This is a genomic window from Pseudomonas qingdaonensis, assembly GCF_018398475.1.
Lineage (GTDB): Bacteria > Pseudomonadota > Gammaproteobacteria > Pseudomonadales > Pseudomonadaceae > Aquipseudomonas > Aquipseudomonas palmensis.
In genome coordinates, this window is the sequence record NZ_CP074676.1 from 4138540 (window position 1) to 4154933 (window position 16394).

General features: G+C 63.1%; 13 protein-coding genes. 4 read left to right on the forward strand and 9 right to left on the reverse strand.

Going from position 1 to position 16394, the window contains the following annotated elements:
• Positions 1-118: 118 nt before the first annotated feature.
• From KH389_RS18785 to ppsA, 8 genes are all read right to left on the reverse strand, one after another.
• The gene (locus tag KH389_RS18785; protein ID WP_043864608.1) at positions 119-1162 is read right to left on the reverse strand and encodes an OmpA family protein; all 1044 of its coding nucleotides are present in this window, start codon (positions 1160-1162) and stop codon (positions 119-121) included.
• A gap of 109 nt (positions 1163-1271) precedes the next feature.
• On the reverse strand, positions 1272-1838 hold the full coding sequence (gene sigX, locus KH389_RS18790) for an RNA polymerase sigma factor SigX (RefSeq protein ID WP_010223317.1): 567 nt from the start codon (positions 1836-1838) through the stop codon (positions 1272-1274).
• A 112-nt stretch (positions 1839-1950) separates the two neighbouring features.
• Complete coding sequence (locus KH389_RS18795) at positions 1951-2775, reverse strand: mechanosensitive ion channel family protein (RefSeq protein ID WP_043864609.1); 825 nt, start codon at positions 2773-2775, stop codon at positions 1951-1953.
• 2 nt (positions 2776-2777) lie between these two features.
• Positions 2778-3026, reverse strand: a complete 249-nt coding sequence (locus tag KH389_RS18800) for a hypothetical protein (RefSeq protein WP_043864610.1) — start codon at positions 3024-3026, stop codon at positions 2778-2780.
• A 98-nt stretch (positions 3027-3124) separates the two neighbouring features.
• On the reverse strand, positions 3125-4120 hold the full coding sequence (locus KH389_RS18805; RefSeq protein WP_043864611.1) for a zinc transporter ZntB: 996 nt from the start codon (positions 4118-4120) through the stop codon (positions 3125-3127).
• A 27-nt stretch (positions 4121-4147) separates the two neighbouring features.
• Complete coding sequence (gene rraA / locus KH389_RS18810; RefSeq protein ID WP_043864612.1) at positions 4148-4636, reverse strand: ribonuclease E activity regulator RraA; 489 nt, start codon at positions 4634-4636, stop codon at positions 4148-4150.
• 91 nt (positions 4637-4727) lie between these two features.
• A complete protein-coding gene (locus KH389_RS18815) occupies positions 4728-5720 on the reverse strand; it encodes an alpha/beta fold hydrolase (RefSeq protein ID WP_213606020.1) in 993 nt (330 codons plus the stop codon).
• A gap of 108 nt (positions 5721-5828) precedes the next feature.
• Positions 5829-8204 (reverse strand): phosphoenolpyruvate synthase, encoded by a 2376-nt coding sequence (gene ppsA / locus KH389_RS18820; protein WP_043864614.1) that lies wholly within the window; start codon positions 8202-8204, stop codon positions 5829-5831.
• 177 nt (positions 8205-8381) lie between these two features.
• On the opposite strand from ppsA, the gene ppsR reads away from it, so the two are divergent.
• Complete coding sequence (gene ppsR, locus KH389_RS18825) at positions 8382-9200, forward strand: posphoenolpyruvate synthetase regulatory kinase/phosphorylase PpsR (protein WP_043864615.1); 819 nt, start codon at positions 8382-8384, stop codon at positions 9198-9200.
• A 90-nt stretch (positions 9201-9290) separates the two neighbouring features.
• Here ppsR and KH389_RS18830 read toward each other — a convergent pair whose 3' ends face one another.
• Entirely contained in the window at positions 9291-14156 is a 4866-nt protein-coding gene (locus KH389_RS18830; protein WP_116055061.1) for an NAD-glutamate dehydrogenase, read from the reverse strand.
• A 248-nt stretch (positions 14157-14404) separates the two neighbouring features.
• Here KH389_RS18830 and KH389_RS18835 point away from each other — a divergent pair, with 248 nt between their 5' ends.
• Genes KH389_RS18835 through KH389_RS18845 form a run of 3 tightly spaced genes read left to right on the forward strand, consistent with a single transcriptional unit; the run spans position 14405 to position 16311 of the window.
• The gene (locus KH389_RS18835) at positions 14405-14758 is read left to right on the forward strand and encodes a hypothetical protein (RefSeq protein ID WP_043864617.1); all 354 of its coding nucleotides are present in this window, start codon (positions 14405-14407) and stop codon (positions 14756-14758) included.
• 18 nt (positions 14759-14776) lie between these two features.
• Positions 14777-15544 carry an amidohydrolase family protein gene (locus KH389_RS18840; RefSeq protein WP_213606021.1) on the forward strand — a complete coding sequence of 256 codons (768 nt, stop codon included), beginning with the start codon at positions 14777-14779 and terminating at the stop codon, positions 15542-15544.
• A gap of 56 nt (positions 15545-15600) precedes the next feature.
• Positions 15601-16311: a FadR/GntR family transcriptional regulator gene (locus KH389_RS18845; protein ID WP_043864619.1), complete on the forward strand. Its 711-nt coding sequence runs from the start codon at positions 15601-15603 to the stop codon at positions 16309-16311.
• Positions 16312-16394 lie beyond the last annotated feature (83 nt).

Genomic DNA, 16394 nt, shown 5'->3' on the forward strand with positions numbered 1-16394 from the left:
TATAGCGGTGCAGCCGCCACGAAGACAGGCCCGCGTACGCCTTGCACCCACCGCCCGATCAAATCGCAGGCAAAGAAAAGCCCGGCCGGAGCCGGGCTTTTCTCAAGCGTCAGACCAATTACTTGGCTTGGGCTTCTACTTGAGCTTCAACGCGACGGTTGACAGCGCGACCAGCTTCGGTGGCGTTGTCAGCTACCGGACGGGTCTCACCGTAGCCAACCGATTCAACGCGGTTCGACTCAACACCGTACTGGTTGGTCAGAACCTGCTTCACGGCGTTTGCACGACGCTCGGACAGCTTCTGGTTGTAAGCGTCAGGACCGACGGAGTCAGTGTGACCTTCAACAGTGGTGGTGGTGGATGGGTACTGCTTCATGAAGTCAGCCAGGTTCTTGATGTCGCCGTAGCTGTTTGGCTTGACGACCGACTTGTCGAAGTCGAACTTGACGTCCAGCTCTACACGAACGACTTCAGCAACAGCCGGGCAGCCATCAGCGTCAACGGTGACGTTGGCTGGGGTGTCAGGGCACTTGTCGACGTTGTCGCACACGCCATCGTTGTCGCTGTCGGAGCAGACTTCAGCTACTGGAGCTGGCGCAGGAGTCGGTGCAACCTTGCCACCGCTACCACCGAAGTTCAGACCCAGACCCAGGGATGGGCCCCACTCGGTGTTGCCGTTGTCGATGTTGTACATCGCTTCAACGCCAGCACGGGCGAACAGGTTGTCGGTGATGTACCACTTGGCGCCAGCGCCCAGGTTGGCGAAGGTGGAGTGATCGCGACCGTTACGGGTAGCTTGGCCCAGGCTCTCGTGAGCGAAACCAGCCGATACGTAAGGACGGATTGCGTCACCAACGGTACCCAGGTGGTAGGTGGCGTCCAGCTTGGCCTTGGAACCTTTGATGTCCTTGTTGAACACGTCGCCACGAGCGTTGTGAGTCTCGTTGTAGCCCAGGTCCAAGGACACGTCGTCGGTCAGGAAGTAACCGAGGCGAACACCAGGATTGGTGCCGTCGTTCTTGAAGTTACGCTCGCTGTCGTAGTACTGCTTGGTGACGTTGCCTTCAATTTCGACTGCGCCTTGGCCTTGTGCCAGAGCGCCGAAGGAAGTTGCGGCAACAAAAGAACCAATGGCCAAGCCCAAGGTGTTTTTCAATTTCATCCGTTAAATCCCCATCTGGTGATTGTTAAGTAGTCCCACCAAACCCGGGGGACAACTCGTCGACAAGTTTAGCAGACCTTGTCGATACGTTAGAGATATTTGCGACTCACTAAGTTTCGGTGAGGCCCGCAAATTTCTCGCGTAGCTTGTCGAGCGCACGCTTGTAGCGCATTTTCGTGGCGCTCAGGCCCATGTGCATGATGTCGGCGATCTCCTGGAACTCCAGCTCTGCGACAAATCGTAGCACCAGGATTTCGCGGTCGATCGGGTTCACATGAACCAGCCATTTATCCAGCCCGCCTTTCTCTTCCGGTTTGGGGGCCTTCTCTTCAGAGGCCTCCTCGAGCGGATCGAGACTTAGCGCATCCATCAAACGACGTTTGCGCCGCTCCTTGCGGTACTGGGTGATGCATTCGTTGTAGGTGATGCTGTAGAGCCAGGTCTTGAATTTCGACTTGCCTTCGAAATTCTTCAGGCCGTACAGCACCTTCAACATCACCTCCTGACAGACATCGTCAGCATCCCGATCGTTCCCCAGATAACGTGCACACACGTTAAAAAGGGTCCGCTGGTAGCGCCGCATGAGCTCTTCATAGGCGCGAGTAACATGAAAAAGCTCCTCATGCGAACGCGCCACCAACTCCTCATCAGTGAGCTCGCGGGGGTCGTAACGCATGGGCAGCGAGTGAACTTTATTCAAAACAAATCTGGCCGACAGTCAGGTCATTGTCGCCGCTCGCCCTGCCTGGGCGATTTTGCGGCGGCATACATTAGCAGGATTTGCCCGGTTAGCGGCTACTGACCCGCTGCTCCAGGAGGATCCGGTTCGACAGCGATACCAGTTCACCCTCGTCGGTGAGCACGGTCGTCTTGACCGTGCCGATCTCTTCGATCTGCCCCTCGACCTCGCCAATCTGGACCTGCTGGCCGACCTGATAGAGCTCACGTACGTAAATTCCAGCCAGGATCTGCCCGGCGATTTCACGGCTGCCCAGGCCCATGGCCAGCGCAACTGCCAGACCAACGGTAATCAACCCGATGACAATCACGTGGTTGAGCAGGTCGGTCTTGACCTCCAACTGGCTGATGGCCACCGAAATGCTGATGATGATGACCAGGCCCTGGGCGATACGCCCGACCCCTGCGGCGTATTCCAGGCCGATGCCCTCGGCGGCACCGCGCACCAGGCCGTTGACGATCTGGGCCAGCAGCACACCGGCCAGCAGCACCAGCGCACCGCCAAACACCTTGGGCAGGTACAGCGCCAGCATGTCCAGGGTCGCCGAAACACGTTCAAGCCCCAGGGATTCGGCGGCCGAAACCAGGAAGATCAGCAGCACGAACCAGTAGACGATCTTGCCGATCAGCGTCGAGATCGGCACCTGGATGCCCACCCGGCTGAGCATCTTGGTCAGGCCGGTGCCGCCCATCAGGCGATCCAGGCCAAGCTTGGCCAGCAGCTTGGACAACAGGGTATCGAGCAGCTTGGCAACCACAAAGCCCAGCAGCACCACCACCAGCGCCCCAAACAGGTTGGGGATGAAGTTGGCGACTTTGGTCCACAAGGCGGTCATCGCCGCCACCAGGCTCTGGGTCCAGAGATCAAGTTCCATAATCAATCAGCCTTATCAGCTTTACGGGCAGAAGCGTTACGACGCACCGGCGCGACATGCGCCGAGCCATTGTTCACGGCGATCATCAGCGCCTGGCTCCAACGGCCGAGCAGGCTGAACAGATCGCCCGCGCCTACCTGACGGTTGGCGGTCTTGAGGACCCGGCCCAGGCAGGCGTCGTCGTCGCGGTCTTTGCCGGACGGCGAGGCCTTGAGCAGGTCCCGCAGGGATTCTTCAAACGGATCGTGCATGGGCACCTCGCGCAATGTCTGTCAAAGACGAGACGCTCATAGGGCGGGTCACATGAACAATCTGCGCAAATGTTGTAGGAAATTTCAAAAAAGTGCCCCTATACCCAGCGAAGACGGCGAAACAGCCACCATTGGCCCAGGGCCAGCACGAGCACCAGCAAGCTGGCATAAAGGAAGCCATAGGGGTTTTCCGAACCCGGAATGCCCCCCACGTTGATGCCCAGCAAGCCGGTCAGAAAGCTCATGGGCAGGAAGATACAGGTGATGATTCCGAAGCGGTACATGGTCTTGTTCATGCGTTCGCTCAGGCGCCGGTCCTCGCTTTCAAGCACCAGCGCCACGCGCTCGCGGGTCAGTTCCAGCTCTTCGAGGTAGCGGATCAGGCTGTTGTTGAGCTCGTTCCAGTAGTCGGCATCGTCCGGCGCGAACCATGGCCATTTGTTGCGCGCCAGCTGCGCATAGATTTCCCGCTGCGGCGCCAGGAACCGACGCAGGCCGGCGGCGCGCCGCCGCATCTGCTGCAGGCTGCCGTGCTCAGGCGTATACCGTTCGTCGGATTCGAGTTTTTCTTCCTCTTCATCCACCACTTCGGACAGGTCCGACACCAGCGCCTGGACCTTTTCGGTCAGCAACTGGGCCAGGCTCAGCAACAGCTCGGAGGCCGTGGTCGGGCCACGCCCCTCGTCCAGTTGCTGAAGCAGCTCGTCGGTGGCGCGCAGCGGCCGCAGGCGCAGCGAAATCACCCGCTGCGCCTGGGCGAAGATGCGCACCGACACCATGTCTTCGGGTTCGGCGCCCGGGTTGAGGTTGACCCCGCGCAGAAACAGCAACATCTGCGCATCCGGTAAAGGCACCAGGCGCGGCCGGGTGTTTTCCTCCAGCAGCAGGTCACAGGCGAAGGGGCTCAGGCCGCTGTCATGGCGCAGCCAGGTCTGGGTTTGCGGGTGGCTGCGATCCCAGTGCAGCCACAGGCTCTGCTCCGGCTGCAACTGCAGATCGTCCAGTTCGGTTCGAGCGATCGAACGCGCACCGCCCTTGCCATCGAGTACCAGGGCATGCACCAGCCCCCACTGCGCGTTTTCTTCCTCGAACATCCCTACCCCACGCACCGTCAGCGAAAATTACTCGGGCATCTTCAACGGGCTGGGCGACACGATGACACCGTTGTTGTCAGCGTACACGTACTCCCCCGGCCGGAAGGTCACACCAGCGAAAGTGACCACCACATTCAGGTCACCAATGCCGCGCTTGTCGGTCTTCATCGGGTGGCTGGCCAGCGCCTGCACACCCAGATTGGTTTGCGCCAGCGCATCCACGTCACGCACGCAACCGTAGATCACCAGCCCTTCCCAGCCATTCTTGGCGGCCTTCTCGGCAATCATGTCACCCAGCAGCGCCCGGCGCAGCGAACCGCCGCCGTCGACCACCAGCACCTTGCCCTTGCCATCCAGGTCGGCTTGCGCCTTTACCAGCGAGTTGTCCTCGAAGCACTTGACGGTGACGATCTGACCGCCGAACGAATCGCGGCCGCCGAAGTTGCTGAACATCGGCTCCAGCACCTGCACCAGGTCCGGGTAGGCGTCACACAAGTCGGGGGTAAGGTAATGCATGGGAAACTCCTGTCGATGGCCAATTGAATGGAAAGCGGATTTCACACGTTCACTGAAAAGACGAAGCCGGCGCACCGGCGTTTAACCAAGGCTACACGCCGACGGGCTGCGGGTCACCTGTCTCGGCCGGGGCCAGCATGGCCTGCGGGTCGCTCAGCCAGCGCTCCACCAGCGGCCACACCTGGGCCTGGGCCGGTTTGCTGACCAGCATATCGACATGACCGAAATTGTCGAAGCCTTCCTCGCGCCCCAGCCGCACGAAACGCTTGTGCTCGCTGCCTATTTGCTCGAACAACTTGCGACAGGCCCACACCGGGTCCTGGTGATCTCCGGCCCCAGCCACCGCCAACACTGGCACGCGCACCTCGGCAAGCCCGGCCCACCAGTCGCTCTGCTTGTCGCCAAAGCGTCCGAACAGGCCGAACCAGCGCATGCTTTCCAGCGCCAGGCCGATGGGCTCATCTTCGGGCCCGCGCTTGAGCCGCGAACCTGACAGGTGTGCAAAGCGCTTGAGCAGCAGGCGCCCGCCCCACTCCACCAGTGGGATTTTCAATGGCCAGTAGGTACGGCTGACCTGAGTGCCGAAAAAGGCCGCACTGGCGACCTGCTCCTGGGCCAGGTAAGCCCCGCCCAGTGCTGCCGCCAGCGTGGTACCGCCCAGCGAGTGGCCAAGCCAGTGCGGGGTGCGCCCGCTCACCTCGCACACGAACGCGGCAATTGCCGGCAGATCGTAACGGGCATAGTCCGCCACACGGTTGTGGCGGTAGTCGCGGTTGCGGGGTGACAGCCCATGGCCGCGCATTTCCGGTATCCACACGTCGAAACCGGCGCGTGCCAGGGTCGCGCCCAGGCCGATACCGCGCGGCGAGAACCAGAAGCGCCGGTTGGAAAAGCTGCCATGCAACAGGATGACCGGGGCACCGCGCACCTCGCTCTGGTCGGCCATACCAAGGCGTGTCAGCGCCAGCTCGACCGTACGGTCGGGGCTGTTGCCGGCCTTGAGCCGATACACATCTTCGCTGAGGTCGCCGCGCCGCTCGGCACTGAGCAGGGCAACGGGAAAAAGAGTACTGCTGCTTTGCATAGGTTACTTGCACAAAAAAGGGCGAGCCCATCACTGGATCACGCCCTGAAAATCCGTTGAAGCGGCCGCCCGACGCCTCCTGGCTGGCGGCCGCTCCTCTTCAGCGCATCAGGCCTGGGCCTGGCCCTCGGCCAGGAAGAACCAGGTTTCGAGCACCGAGTCAGGGTTCAGCGAGACGCTTTCGATGCCCTGCTCCATCAGCCACTTGGCCAGGTCAGGGTGATCGGACGGGCCCTGGCCGCAGATACCGATGTACTTGCCGGCCTTGTTGCAGGCCTGGATGGCGTTGGCCAGCAGCTTCTTGACCGCAGGGTTACGCTCGTCGAACAGGTGCGCAATGATGCCGGAGTCGCGGTCCAGGCCCAGGGTCAGCTGGGTCAGGTCGTTGGACCCGATGGAGAACCCGTCGAAGTACTCGAGGAACTCATCGGCCAGGATCGCGTTGGAGGGCAGCTCGCACATCATGATCACACGCAGGCCGTTGACGCCACGGCCCAGGCCGTTCTCGGCCAGCAGGTCGACCACCTGGCTGGCTTCGCCCAGGGTCCGTACGAACGGCACCATGATCTCGACGTTGGTCAGGCCCATTTCGTCGCGCACGCGCTTGAGTGCACGGCACTCGAGCTCGAAGCAGTCACGGAACGATTCGCTGATGTAGCGCGAGGCGCCACGGAAGCCCAGCATCGGGTTTTCTTCTTCCGGCTCGTACAGCTTGCCGCCGATCAGGTTGGCGTACTCGTTGGACTTGAAGTCCGACAGGCGCACGATGACCTTCTTCGGCCAGAACGCTGCGGCCAGGGTGCTGATGCCCTCGACCAGCTTCTCGACGTAGAAACCGACCGGATCGCCGTAGCCGGCAATGCGCTTGTCGACGCTTTCCTTGAGCTCGGCCGGCAGGCCGGCATAGTTGAGCAGTGCCTTGGGGTGCACGCCGATCATGCGGTTGATGATGAATTCCAGGCGCGCCAGGCCGACACCGGCGTTGGGCAGCTGGGCAAAATCGAATGCGCGATCCGGGTTGCCGACGTTCATCATGATCTTGAACGGCAGGTCGGGCATGGCATCTACCGAGTTCTGGCGAATGTCGAAGCCCAGCTCGCCTTCGAAGATGAAGCCGGTATCGCCTTCGGCGCACGACACGGTCACGCCCTGGCCATCCTTGAGCAGCTGGGTGGCGTTGCCGCACCCGACCACCGCCGGAATGCCCAGTTCACGGGCAATGATCGCGGCGTGGCAGGTACGCCCGCCACGGTTGGTGACGATGGCGCTGGCGCGCTTCATCACCGGTTCCCAGTCCGGGTCGGTCATGTCGGACACCAGCACGTCGCCGGGCTGGACCTTGTCCATCTCCGACACGTCCTTGATGATCCGCACCTTGCCGGCGCCGATGCGCTGGCCGATGGCACGGCCTTCCACCAGCACGGTGCCGGTTTCCTTGAGCAGGTAGCGCTCCATGACGTTGGCCTGGGCGCGGCTCTTCACGGTTTCAGGGCGCGCCTGCACGATGTACAGCTTGCCGTCGTCACCGTCCTTGGCCCACTCGATGTCCATCGGGCACTTGTAGTGCTGCTCGATGATCATGGCCTGCTTGGCCAGCTCGCTGACCTCTTCGTCGCTCAGGCAGAAACGGGTGCGGTCGGCCTTGTCGACATCGACGGTCTTGACCGAACGACCGGCCTTGGCCTCGTCGCCGTAGATCATCTTGATGGCCTTGCTGCCCAGGTTGCGGCGCAGGATGGCCGGGCGCCCGGCTTGCAGGGTGCCCTTGTGCACGTAGAATTCGTCGGGGTTGACTGCGCCCTGCACGACGGTTTCGCCCAGGCCGTAGGCGCCGGTGATGAACACCACGTCACGGAAACCCGACTCGGTGTCCAGGGTGAACATCACGCCGGCGGTGCCGGTTTCGGAACGCACCATGCGCTGCACGCCGGCCGACAGGGCCACCAGCTTGTGGTCGAAGCCCTGGTGCACGCGGTAGGAAATGGCGCGGTCGTTGAACAGCGAGGCGAACACTTCCTTGGCCGCGCGGATCACGTTGTCCACGCCGCGGATGTTCAGGAAGGTTTCCTGCTGCCCGGCAAACGAGGCGTCCGGCAGGTCTTCGGCAGTGGCCGAGGAACGCACGGCGACAGCCATGTTCGGGTTGCCCTGGGACATTTCGGCGAAGGCGGTACGGATTTCGGTGTTCAACCGCTCGGGGAATTCGGCTTCCATGATCCACTGGCGGATCTGTGCGCCGGTGCGGGCCAGGGCATTGACGTCATCCACATCCAGCGCGTCGAGGGCGGCATGGATCTGGGCGTTCAGGCCGCTCTGCTCGAGAAAGTCACGATACGCCTGAGCCGTAGTGGCAAAGCCGCCGGGGACCGATACACCGGCGCCCGCGAGATTACTGATCATCTCTCCGAGGGATGCGTTCTTGCCCCCCACATGCTCTACATCATGGACGCCGAGCTTATCGAGGGAAACTACGTACTCTACCAAGGTGATCTCTCCACTAACTGTGTTGGAAAAGCTCATGACGCCGGTCAGTTCGCTGTGACCGTACCGGGCGTTTGTGGCCTGGACCTGGAAAATAAGTGAGAATGCCGACCAGGGATGTTCGGCAAACCGAACGTATCATATCCAAGAATCGTCACCAGCTTAAGGCCCAAGGCGCAAATGAAACGATCTGCTTTCTTTATTTCCGACGGCACCGGCATCACTGCCGAAACGCTGGGACAAAGCTTGTTGGCACAATTCGAGAGCATCGGGTTCAACAAGTTCACGCGACCGTACATCGACACCGTGGACAAAGCGCGCACCATGGTACAGCAAATCAATACCGCCGCAGAACGCGACGGCGTGCGCCCGATCATCTTCGATACCATCGTCAACCAGGATATCCGCGAGATCCTGGCCACCTCCAACGGCTTCATGATCGACATCTTCTCGACCTTCCTGGCGCCGCTGGAACAGGAACTGACCGCCCATTCGTCGTATTCGGTGGGCAAATCGCACTCGATCGGCGGCAACTCCAACTACATGGAGCGCATCGAGGCGGTGAACTTCGCCCTGGACAACGACGACGGTGCGCGCACCCACTACTACGACAAGGCCGACCTGATCCTGGTGGGCGTATCGCGCTGCGGCAAGACCCCCACCTGCCTGTACATGGCCATGCAGTTCGGCATTCGCGCAGCCAACTACCCGCTGACCGAAGACGACATGGAGCGCCTGCAGCTGCCACCGGCCTTGAAGAACCACCAGCACAAGCTGTTCGGCCTGACCATCGACCCCGACCGCCTCACTGCCATTCGCCACGAGCGCAAGCCCAACAGCCGCTACGCCAGCTTTGCCCAGTGCGAGTTCGAGGTGCGCGAAGTGGAGAACCTGTTCCGGCGCGAGAACATTCCCAACATCAACTCCACGCATTTTTCGGTGGAAGAGATATCCGCCAAGATCCTGGTGGAGAAAGGCGTGGAGCGGCGCTTCAAGTAAGCCGCCCGGCCGGCCTTGCCGGCGCAACGGCCCACCCCGCCAAAAGAAAGCCCCGGCACAGGCCGGGGCTTCTTTTTACCTGCTACACACTCACGACGGCACCGCCGCCGACTGCCCGCTCAGCGCCAGGTCAACCAGCTCGCGGTTGGCCACCGCGTACATGGCGTAATCGGTGCCGGTGGCCGCACGCAGCTCATCGAGCATCGCGCGCCAGCGCTCCACCATCACCGCATGCTGCGCCAGCCACAAGGCTACCCGCGCATCCATGTCGGCAGGCGCATCGACCATCTGCAACACGGAGATGGTGATGGCGCGCTGCTGCAGGTCGATGTCATCGCGAAACGCTTCACGTGCCAGTGCCTGCCAGTTGTTCTCCACCGGCAGATTGCTGATTTCCTGCAGGTACCAGGTCAGGTCCAGCGCGCTGCCCACGGCGAAGAACGCCTTGGCCACCTCGGCCGGGTCCTGGCCGGTCACATCGGAAGCCTCGATGATCGGCAACAGGGTGTACAGGTGCGTGGTTCCGGCCACCATGCGCGCCAGCAGCTCCGGCACGCCGGCTTCGACGAAGCCCTGGTAGCGGGTCATCCAGCGCTCGCGGGTCGGCCCCTCCAGCAGTTCGTCCAGCTTGAGCCCCAGCGCCGCGATCTTGGGCCCGAAGTGGGCCACGTCACGCCCGGCATCCTGCTCGTTGCGACGGCTGCGCAGGAACCAGCGCGTGGCCCGGCGGCCCAGGCGCATCAGCTCGTCCATCAGCGTCAGCTGCACTTCGGCGGGCACCAGGTAGTCCAGTGCCTCGATCTGGCGGAACCAGTGCGGCAGGTGGAAGATGTCGCGCACGATCACGTAGGCACCGGCCACATTCGCCGGGCTCATGCCCGTGGACTCCTTGAGCCGCTGCACGAAGGTGATGCCCATGTTGTTGACCAGGTCGTTGGCGATCTGGGTGCTGACGATCTCGCGCTTGAGGCGATGGCGACGCATGGCCTCGGCGAACTTGTTCACCAGCGACGGCGGGAAGGCCGTCTCCATGTCGCGGGTCAGGTAGTCGTCATCCGGCACCAGCGACTGCAGCAGGGCTTCCTTGAGGTCGATCTTGCTGTACGAGATCAGCACCGACAGCTCGGCCCGGGTCAGGCCCTGGTTGGCCGCAATGCGCTCGGCCAGTTGCTCTTCGGTAGGCAGGAACTCGATGGCCCGGTCCAGCTTGCCGCGACTTTCCAGGTCGGCCATCAGGCGCTTGTACTCGGAAATCCGCTCACGCGCCCGGCGCGCCGCCAGCGACAGTGCCTGGGTCTGCTTGTAGTTGTTGCCCAGCACCAGCGCAGACACTTCGTCGGTCATGCTGCCCAGCAACTGGTTGCGCTGCTTCTCGGTCATGTCACCGGCCTGCACCACCTCGTTGAGCAGGATCTTGATGTTGACCTCGTGGTCGGAGCAGTCCACGCCACCGGCGTTGTCGATGAAGTCGGTGTTGGTCGCGCCGCCGTTGAGGCCGAACTCGACCCGACCCAGCTGGGTCATGCCCAGGTTGCCGCCCTCGCCCACCACCTTGCAGCGCAGCTCGTTGCCGTCCACGCGCAACGCGTCGTTGGCCTTGTCGCCCACATCGGCGTGGCTCTCTTCGCTGGACTTGACGTAGGTGCCGATGCCGCCGTTCCACAGCAGGTCGACCGGCGCCTTGAGCAGCGCATTGAGCAGCTCGGTCGGGGTCAGCTTGTCGGCCTCGATGGCAAAGCGTTCCTTCATCTGCGGGCTGATGGCGATGCTCTTGGCACTGCGCGAGAAGATCCCGCCACCTTCGGACATGATGCTGGTGTCGTAGTCGCTCCAGGCCGACCGCGGCAGGTCGAACAGGCGCTTGCGCTCGGCAAAGCTGCTGGCAGGCTCCGGGTTCGGGTCGATGAAGATATGCAGGTGGTTGAAGGCAGCCACCAGTTGCAGCTTGTCGGACATCAGCAGGCCGTTGCCGAACACGTCGCCGGCCATGTCGCCCACACCGACCACGGTGATCGGGTCCTGCTGCACGTTGATGCCACGCTCGCGGAAATGGCGCTGCACGCCAACCCACGCGCCACGGGCGGTAATCCCCATCTTCTTGTGGTCGTAGCCGGCCGAACCGCCCGAGGCAAAGGCGTCGCCCAGCCAGAAGCCGTAGTCGATGGCGATGCCGTTGGCGATGTCCGAGAAGGTCGCGGTGCCCTTGTCGGCCGCCACCACCAGGTACGGGTCGTCATCGTCGTGACGCACCACGTTGACCGGCGGCACCAGCACGCCGTCCTTGAGGTTGTCGGTAATGTCCAGCAGGCCGGAAATGAAGATGCGGTAGCAGGCGATGCCTTCGGCCTGGATATCGTCGCGGCTGCCGCCCAGCGGCAGGCGGCGCGGCAGGAAGCCACCCTTGGCACCCACCGGCACGATCACCGAGTTCTTCACCTGCTGCGCCTTCACCAGGCCCAGCACTTCGGTACGGAAGTCCTCTTCGCGGTCCGACCAGCGCAGCCCGCCACGTGCCACGTTGCCAAAGCGCAGGTGCACGCCCTCGACCCGCGGCGAATACACGAATATCTCGAACTTGGGCACCGGTTTGGGCAGCTCGGGAATCAGCCTTGGGTTGAACTTGAAGCTGAAGTACGACTTGGCCTGGCCATTGGCGTCGGTCTGGTAGAAGTTGGTGCGCAGGGTGGCCTTGATCAGGTCCAGGTAGCGACGCAGGATGCGGTCTTCGTTGAGCACCTGCACATCGTCCAGCGCGGTCAGGATCGCCTGTTCCAGGCGTTGCTGCTTGTCGTCCAGGTCATCCCCGGCCAGCTTGCGCGCCAGGTAGAAGCGGGTCTTGAACAGCCGGGTCAGCTCGCGGGCGATGTCGGTATGGTTGTTCAGGGTGCTGGCGATGTAGCCCAGGTCGAAGCCCAGGCGAATCTGCTTGAGGTAGCGGGCATAGGCGCGCAGCAGCGCCACGTCGCGCCACGGCAGGCCGGCGGTCAGCACCAGACGGTTGAACGCATCGTTTTCGGCGTCGCCGTTGACGATGTGCACGAAGGCATCCTGCAGGGTGTCGTTGAGCTGCTGGATATCCAGGTTCAGGCCTTCGCTGTAGGTGAAGGCAAAGTCATGAATCCAGAACTCGCGGCCATTGCTGTGGCGAAGGCGGTACGGGAACTCGCCCAGTACGCGCAGGCCCAGGTTTTCCAGGATCGGCAGCACGTCCGACAGCGCCAGCGGGGTGTCGGCGTGGTACAGCTTGCAGTGCAGCTGCTGTTTACCGGCCTGGGTCAGCGGCTGGTAGAAGCTCATCACCAGCGGCTTGCTGTCGGACAGGGTCAGCAGGTGCTGCATGTCCACCACCGCCGAATGCGCGGCAAAGCGCTCGCGGTAGCCGGCCGGGAAGCCTTTGGGGAAGTCGGCCAGCACATTGGTGCCCTGGGCCTCGCCGAAGCTCTCGACGGTCAGGCTGGCATAGTCGTCCTGCCACGAACGGCAGGCCTGCACCACTTCGTTTTCCAGCTGCTGGGGGTCGATGTCGATGCGGTTTTTCGGATCGACCCGCAGAATCAGTTGCACGCGGGCCAGCACCGACTCGGAGAAGAAGGTCCAGAACTCGCAGTCGCTGGCCTTCAGGCGCTCCATCAGCACCTGCTGGATCTTCTGGCGCACCTCGGTGGAATAGATGTCGCGCGGCACATAGGCCAGGCAGTAGCAGAAGCGCCCGTAGGGGTCCTTGCGCAGGAACACGCGAATCTTGTTGCGCTCCTGGATCTGCACGATCGACATCACGGTGCTGAACAGCTCATCCACCGGGGTCTGGAACAGGTCGTCGCGCGGCAGCACCTCGAGTACCTGGGCCAGCTCCTTGCCCAGGTGGGCTTTGGCGTCGAAGCCCGAACGGCGCTCCACTTCGGCGACCTTGCCGCGAATGTACGGGATCACCCGCACACTTTCGCCATACACCGACGAGGTGTACAGGCCCATGAAGCGGCATTCCTTGATCACCTTGCCGTCGGCGTCCAGCTGGCGGATCGACACGTAGTCCGGGTAGGCCGGGCGGTGCACGCGGCTGGGGTGCGCGGCCTTGGCGAACGACAGCAGCAGCGGCTCGTTGAGGTAATTGACGGCGTAGTCTTCGATGCGCAGGTCGTCGGCGCTGAGGCCGCTGCGCAGGCGGCGGGTCAGGCCGAGGAAGGACTGCTCGTCATACTCCAGCTGGCCGCCCTGGGCGTCGGCCTTGACCACGAACTCTTCGTAGCCCAGGAAGGTGAAATGGTTGCTCACCAGCCATTGCAGGAAGCTCTTGACCTCGTCCTTCTCGGCAGCGGCCGGGGCGTAGGCCGTGTGGTCGATCAGCTCGAGCAGCTCGCGCACCTTGGCCTTCATCGGCTCGAAATCGGCCACCACCACGCGCACTTCGGCCAGCACCTGCTCCAACTCGCGGGCCAGCAGGTTGAGCTCGGCGGCATTGGCGCAGCGGTCGATCTCCAGGTACATCAGCGATTCCTGCAGGATGCCCTCACCCTGGGTGCCCTTGGGCAGAATCTCCAGCAGCTCGCCCTTGGCCCCGCGACGCACGCTGAGCACGGTGGTCTGCAGGGTATGGATGCTGTAGCCGCGGCGGTTGAGCTCGGTACGCACCGAGTCGACCAGAAACGGCAGGTCATGGTGCAGCACTTCCACGGCCGTGTGGGTGGACTGCCAGCCGTGGCGTTCGTAATCGGGGTTGTAGACCCGAACCTGGGGTTCGGTGTGGTCGAAGCGTTCGATGATGCGCCAGGCCGAGAGGGTGCAGCCGGCCAGGTCGGAGAGGCGACGCTGGGTCAATTCGTCAAGAGAGATGATGCCAAAGAACTGCTCGGCAAACAGCGCCACTTGTGGCAGTGCCTGTTCCCCGATGTGCTGCGCCAGGGCCGCCTGCAGTTGATGCTGGAAGTCGGCTTTGCTGGCTGCGGTGAAAAACGCCATCTGTGGTACTCCGCTTGGGCTTGTTATTGAGTGAAGCGTCGCGCACATGCCGTCATGCTCGGATCAACCATAGCCAACCACACGCTGGGTGTCGTCGGGTTGTCCATCGACAGGGCAGCTTAACGACTGGCCGGTCACCCCTGCTTGCGATGCTGCGACATATTCGGTCAATCAGCGGCAGGCGGCGATTTATCCATTGACCGAAGACTGGCACACTCGCGTTTCACTTCTTGACCACCGAGCCGTCCATGCAACTGACCACCCCCCTGCTCTTCGCCACCCCCTGCGATGATGAAGAAGACAACATGGCCACCCTGTGCTGCCACAGCGACAAGGGCCAGATGTTCCTCATGACCCGCTACCCGGACGAAGACACGGTGGACATCACCCTGGATGACGAACCGAGCACACTGGACGGCATCAAGGTCACCCTCAGTGCCAGGCGCCTGCTGATCGAAGTGGCACCGGGAGACGCCGACGTGTTCAACGGCGCCGATCATCTGGAAATCACCCTCAGCAGCGACGGCACCGACCTCGCCGAAGTCGAGCAGACCCTGCAGAACATCCTCAAGGGCACCGGCACCTACGTCAGCGAGCTGTAACCCCGTCAAGGAGCCCCCATGCCCCAGCCGATCTTCGACGCCCACTGCCACATCATCGACCCGCGCTTCGCGCTGGTGCCCAACAACGGCTACCTGCCCGAGGCCTTCACCACCGAAGACTACCTGGCGGCCGTCACGCCGCTGGGCATCTGCGGCGGCGCGGTGGTGTCGGGCTCGTTCCAGGCCTTCGACCAGGGCTACCTGCTGGCCGCCTTGAAACAGCTGGGCCCAGGCTACGTGGGGGTGACACAGGTGCCGGCCGGCATCAGCGATGCCGAGCTGCTCGCGCTGGATGCCGCCGGCGTGCGTGCGCTGCGCTTCAACCTCAAGCGCGGCGGCTCGGCGCCGGCCGATCAGCTCGAAGCCATGGCCCTGCGCGTGTTCGAGCTGGCCGGCTGGCACGTCGAGCTGTACGTCGATTCGCGCGAGCTGGGCGAGCTGGCCCCGCTGCTGCGCCGCTTGCCGGCGGTGAGCATCGACCACCTGGGCCTGCGCCGCGAAGGCCTGCCGGCGCTGCTGCAACTGGCCGAGGCAGGTGTGCGCATCAAGGCCTGCGGCTTTGGCCGGGTCGATTTCGACGTGGCCGCGGCCCTGCGCGACATCGATGCCGCCAACCCCCACGCCCTGATGTTCGGCAGCGACCTGCCCTCCACCCGCGCACCGCGCCCGTTCGACCCGGCCGATATCCAGCTGATCCGCCACACGCTGGGCAGCGCCAGTGTCGAGCGCGTGCTGTGGGGTAACGCACGGGAGTTCTATCGCCTGCAACCCCAGGCACATTCTTGACAACATGCGGCTGCACGGGCATTGTCTGACAACCTGACCTACTGGCTTTATCCTTCATGCTCGAGCTTCAACGCCCCGACACCCTGGTGGAACGCGTCGTCAGCGCCATCCGCACCGAGATCGACTCGGGGCGCCTGGCCGCCGAAGCACGCCTGCCCACCGAGCAGCAACTGGCCGAACAGCTGAATGTCAGCCGCTCGGTGGTGCGCGAGGCGATCTCCCAGCTCAAGGCCGATGGCGTACTGATCGCCCGGCGCGGGCTGGGCTCGTACATTTCGCAGAATCCGACCGGCACGGTGTTCCGCTTCCCCAGCAACAACGGGCGCAGTGCCGACCTGGTGCAGATGTTCGAAGTGCGCCTGTGGATCGAAACCCAGGCCGCTTCGATTGCCGCCCAGCGCCGCGACCAGGCAGACCTGGCGCGCATGGCCAAGGCCCTGCAGGAAATGATCGACAAGCGCAGCCAGTTCGACGTGGCGGCGGCTGCCGACGTGGAGTTTCACCGCGCAATTGCCGAAGCCAGCAAGAACGACTACTTCGTCGCCTTCCATGACTTTCTGCGCGGCCAGCTGGCTGCCGCGCGCAAGACCGCGTGGGAGAACTCGGCGGCGCATTCGGTGGGCGGCTCGGCCGACGCCAATCGCGAACACCAGGCGCTGTACCAGGCGATTGCCGACGGTGACCGCCAGCGCGCCGCGGCCTGCGCCGAAGCGCACCTGCGGGCCTCGGCCAAGCGCCTGAAGCTGGACCTGCCAGCCATGGAATGAACATCACGTGACGGGCGCTGCGGGTCAGCGCCCTTTTCTTCGCACTACTTAGTCTGACAACCTGATAACCAGATAAGAATACC

Bases quoted from the DNA above. Each gene is read 5' to 3' on its own strand.
- KH389_RS18785 (WP_043864608.1), bottom strand. From the start codon at position 1,162: ATGAAATTGAAAAACACCTTGGGCTTGGCCATTGGTTCTTTTGTTGCC.
- sigX (WP_010223317.1), bottom strand. From the start codon at position 1,838: ATGCGTTACGACCCCCGCGAGCTCACTGATGAGGAGTTGGTGGCGCGT.
- KH389_RS18795 (WP_043864609.1), bottom strand. From the start codon at position 2,775: ATGGAACTTGATCTCTGGACCCAGAGCCTGGTGGCGGCGATGACCGCC.
- KH389_RS18800 (WP_043864610.1), bottom strand. From the start codon at position 3,026: ATGCACGATCCGTTTGAAGAATCCCTGCGGGACCTGCTCAAGGCCTCG.
- KH389_RS18805 (WP_043864611.1), bottom strand. From the start codon at position 4,120: ATGTTCGAGGAAGAAAACGCGCAGTGGGGGCTGGTGCATGCCCTGGTA.
- rraA (WP_043864612.1), bottom strand. From the start codon at position 4,636: ATGCATTACCTTACCCCCGACTTGTGTGACGCCTACCCGGACCTGGTG.
- KH389_RS18815 (WP_213606020.1), bottom strand. From the start codon at position 5,720: ATGCAAAGCAGCAGTACTCTTTTTCCCGTTGCCCTGCTCAGTGCCGAG.
- ppsR (WP_043864615.1), top strand. From the start codon at position 8,382: ATGAAACGATCTGCTTTCTTTATTTCCGACGGCACCGGCATCACTGCC.
- KH389_RS18830 (WP_116055061.1), bottom strand. From the start codon at position 14,156: ATGGCGTTTTTCACCGCAGCCAGCAAAGCCGACTTCCAGCATCAACTG.
- KH389_RS18835 (WP_043864617.1), top strand. From the start codon at position 14,405: ATGCAACTGACCACCCCCCTGCTCTTCGCCACCCCCTGCGATGATGAA.
- KH389_RS18840 (WP_213606021.1), top strand. From the start codon at position 14,777: ATGCCCCAGCCGATCTTCGACGCCCACTGCCACATCATCGACCCGCGC.
- KH389_RS18845 (WP_043864619.1), top strand. From the start codon at position 15,601: ATGCTCGAGCTTCAACGCCCCGACACCCTGGTGGAACGCGTCGTCAGC.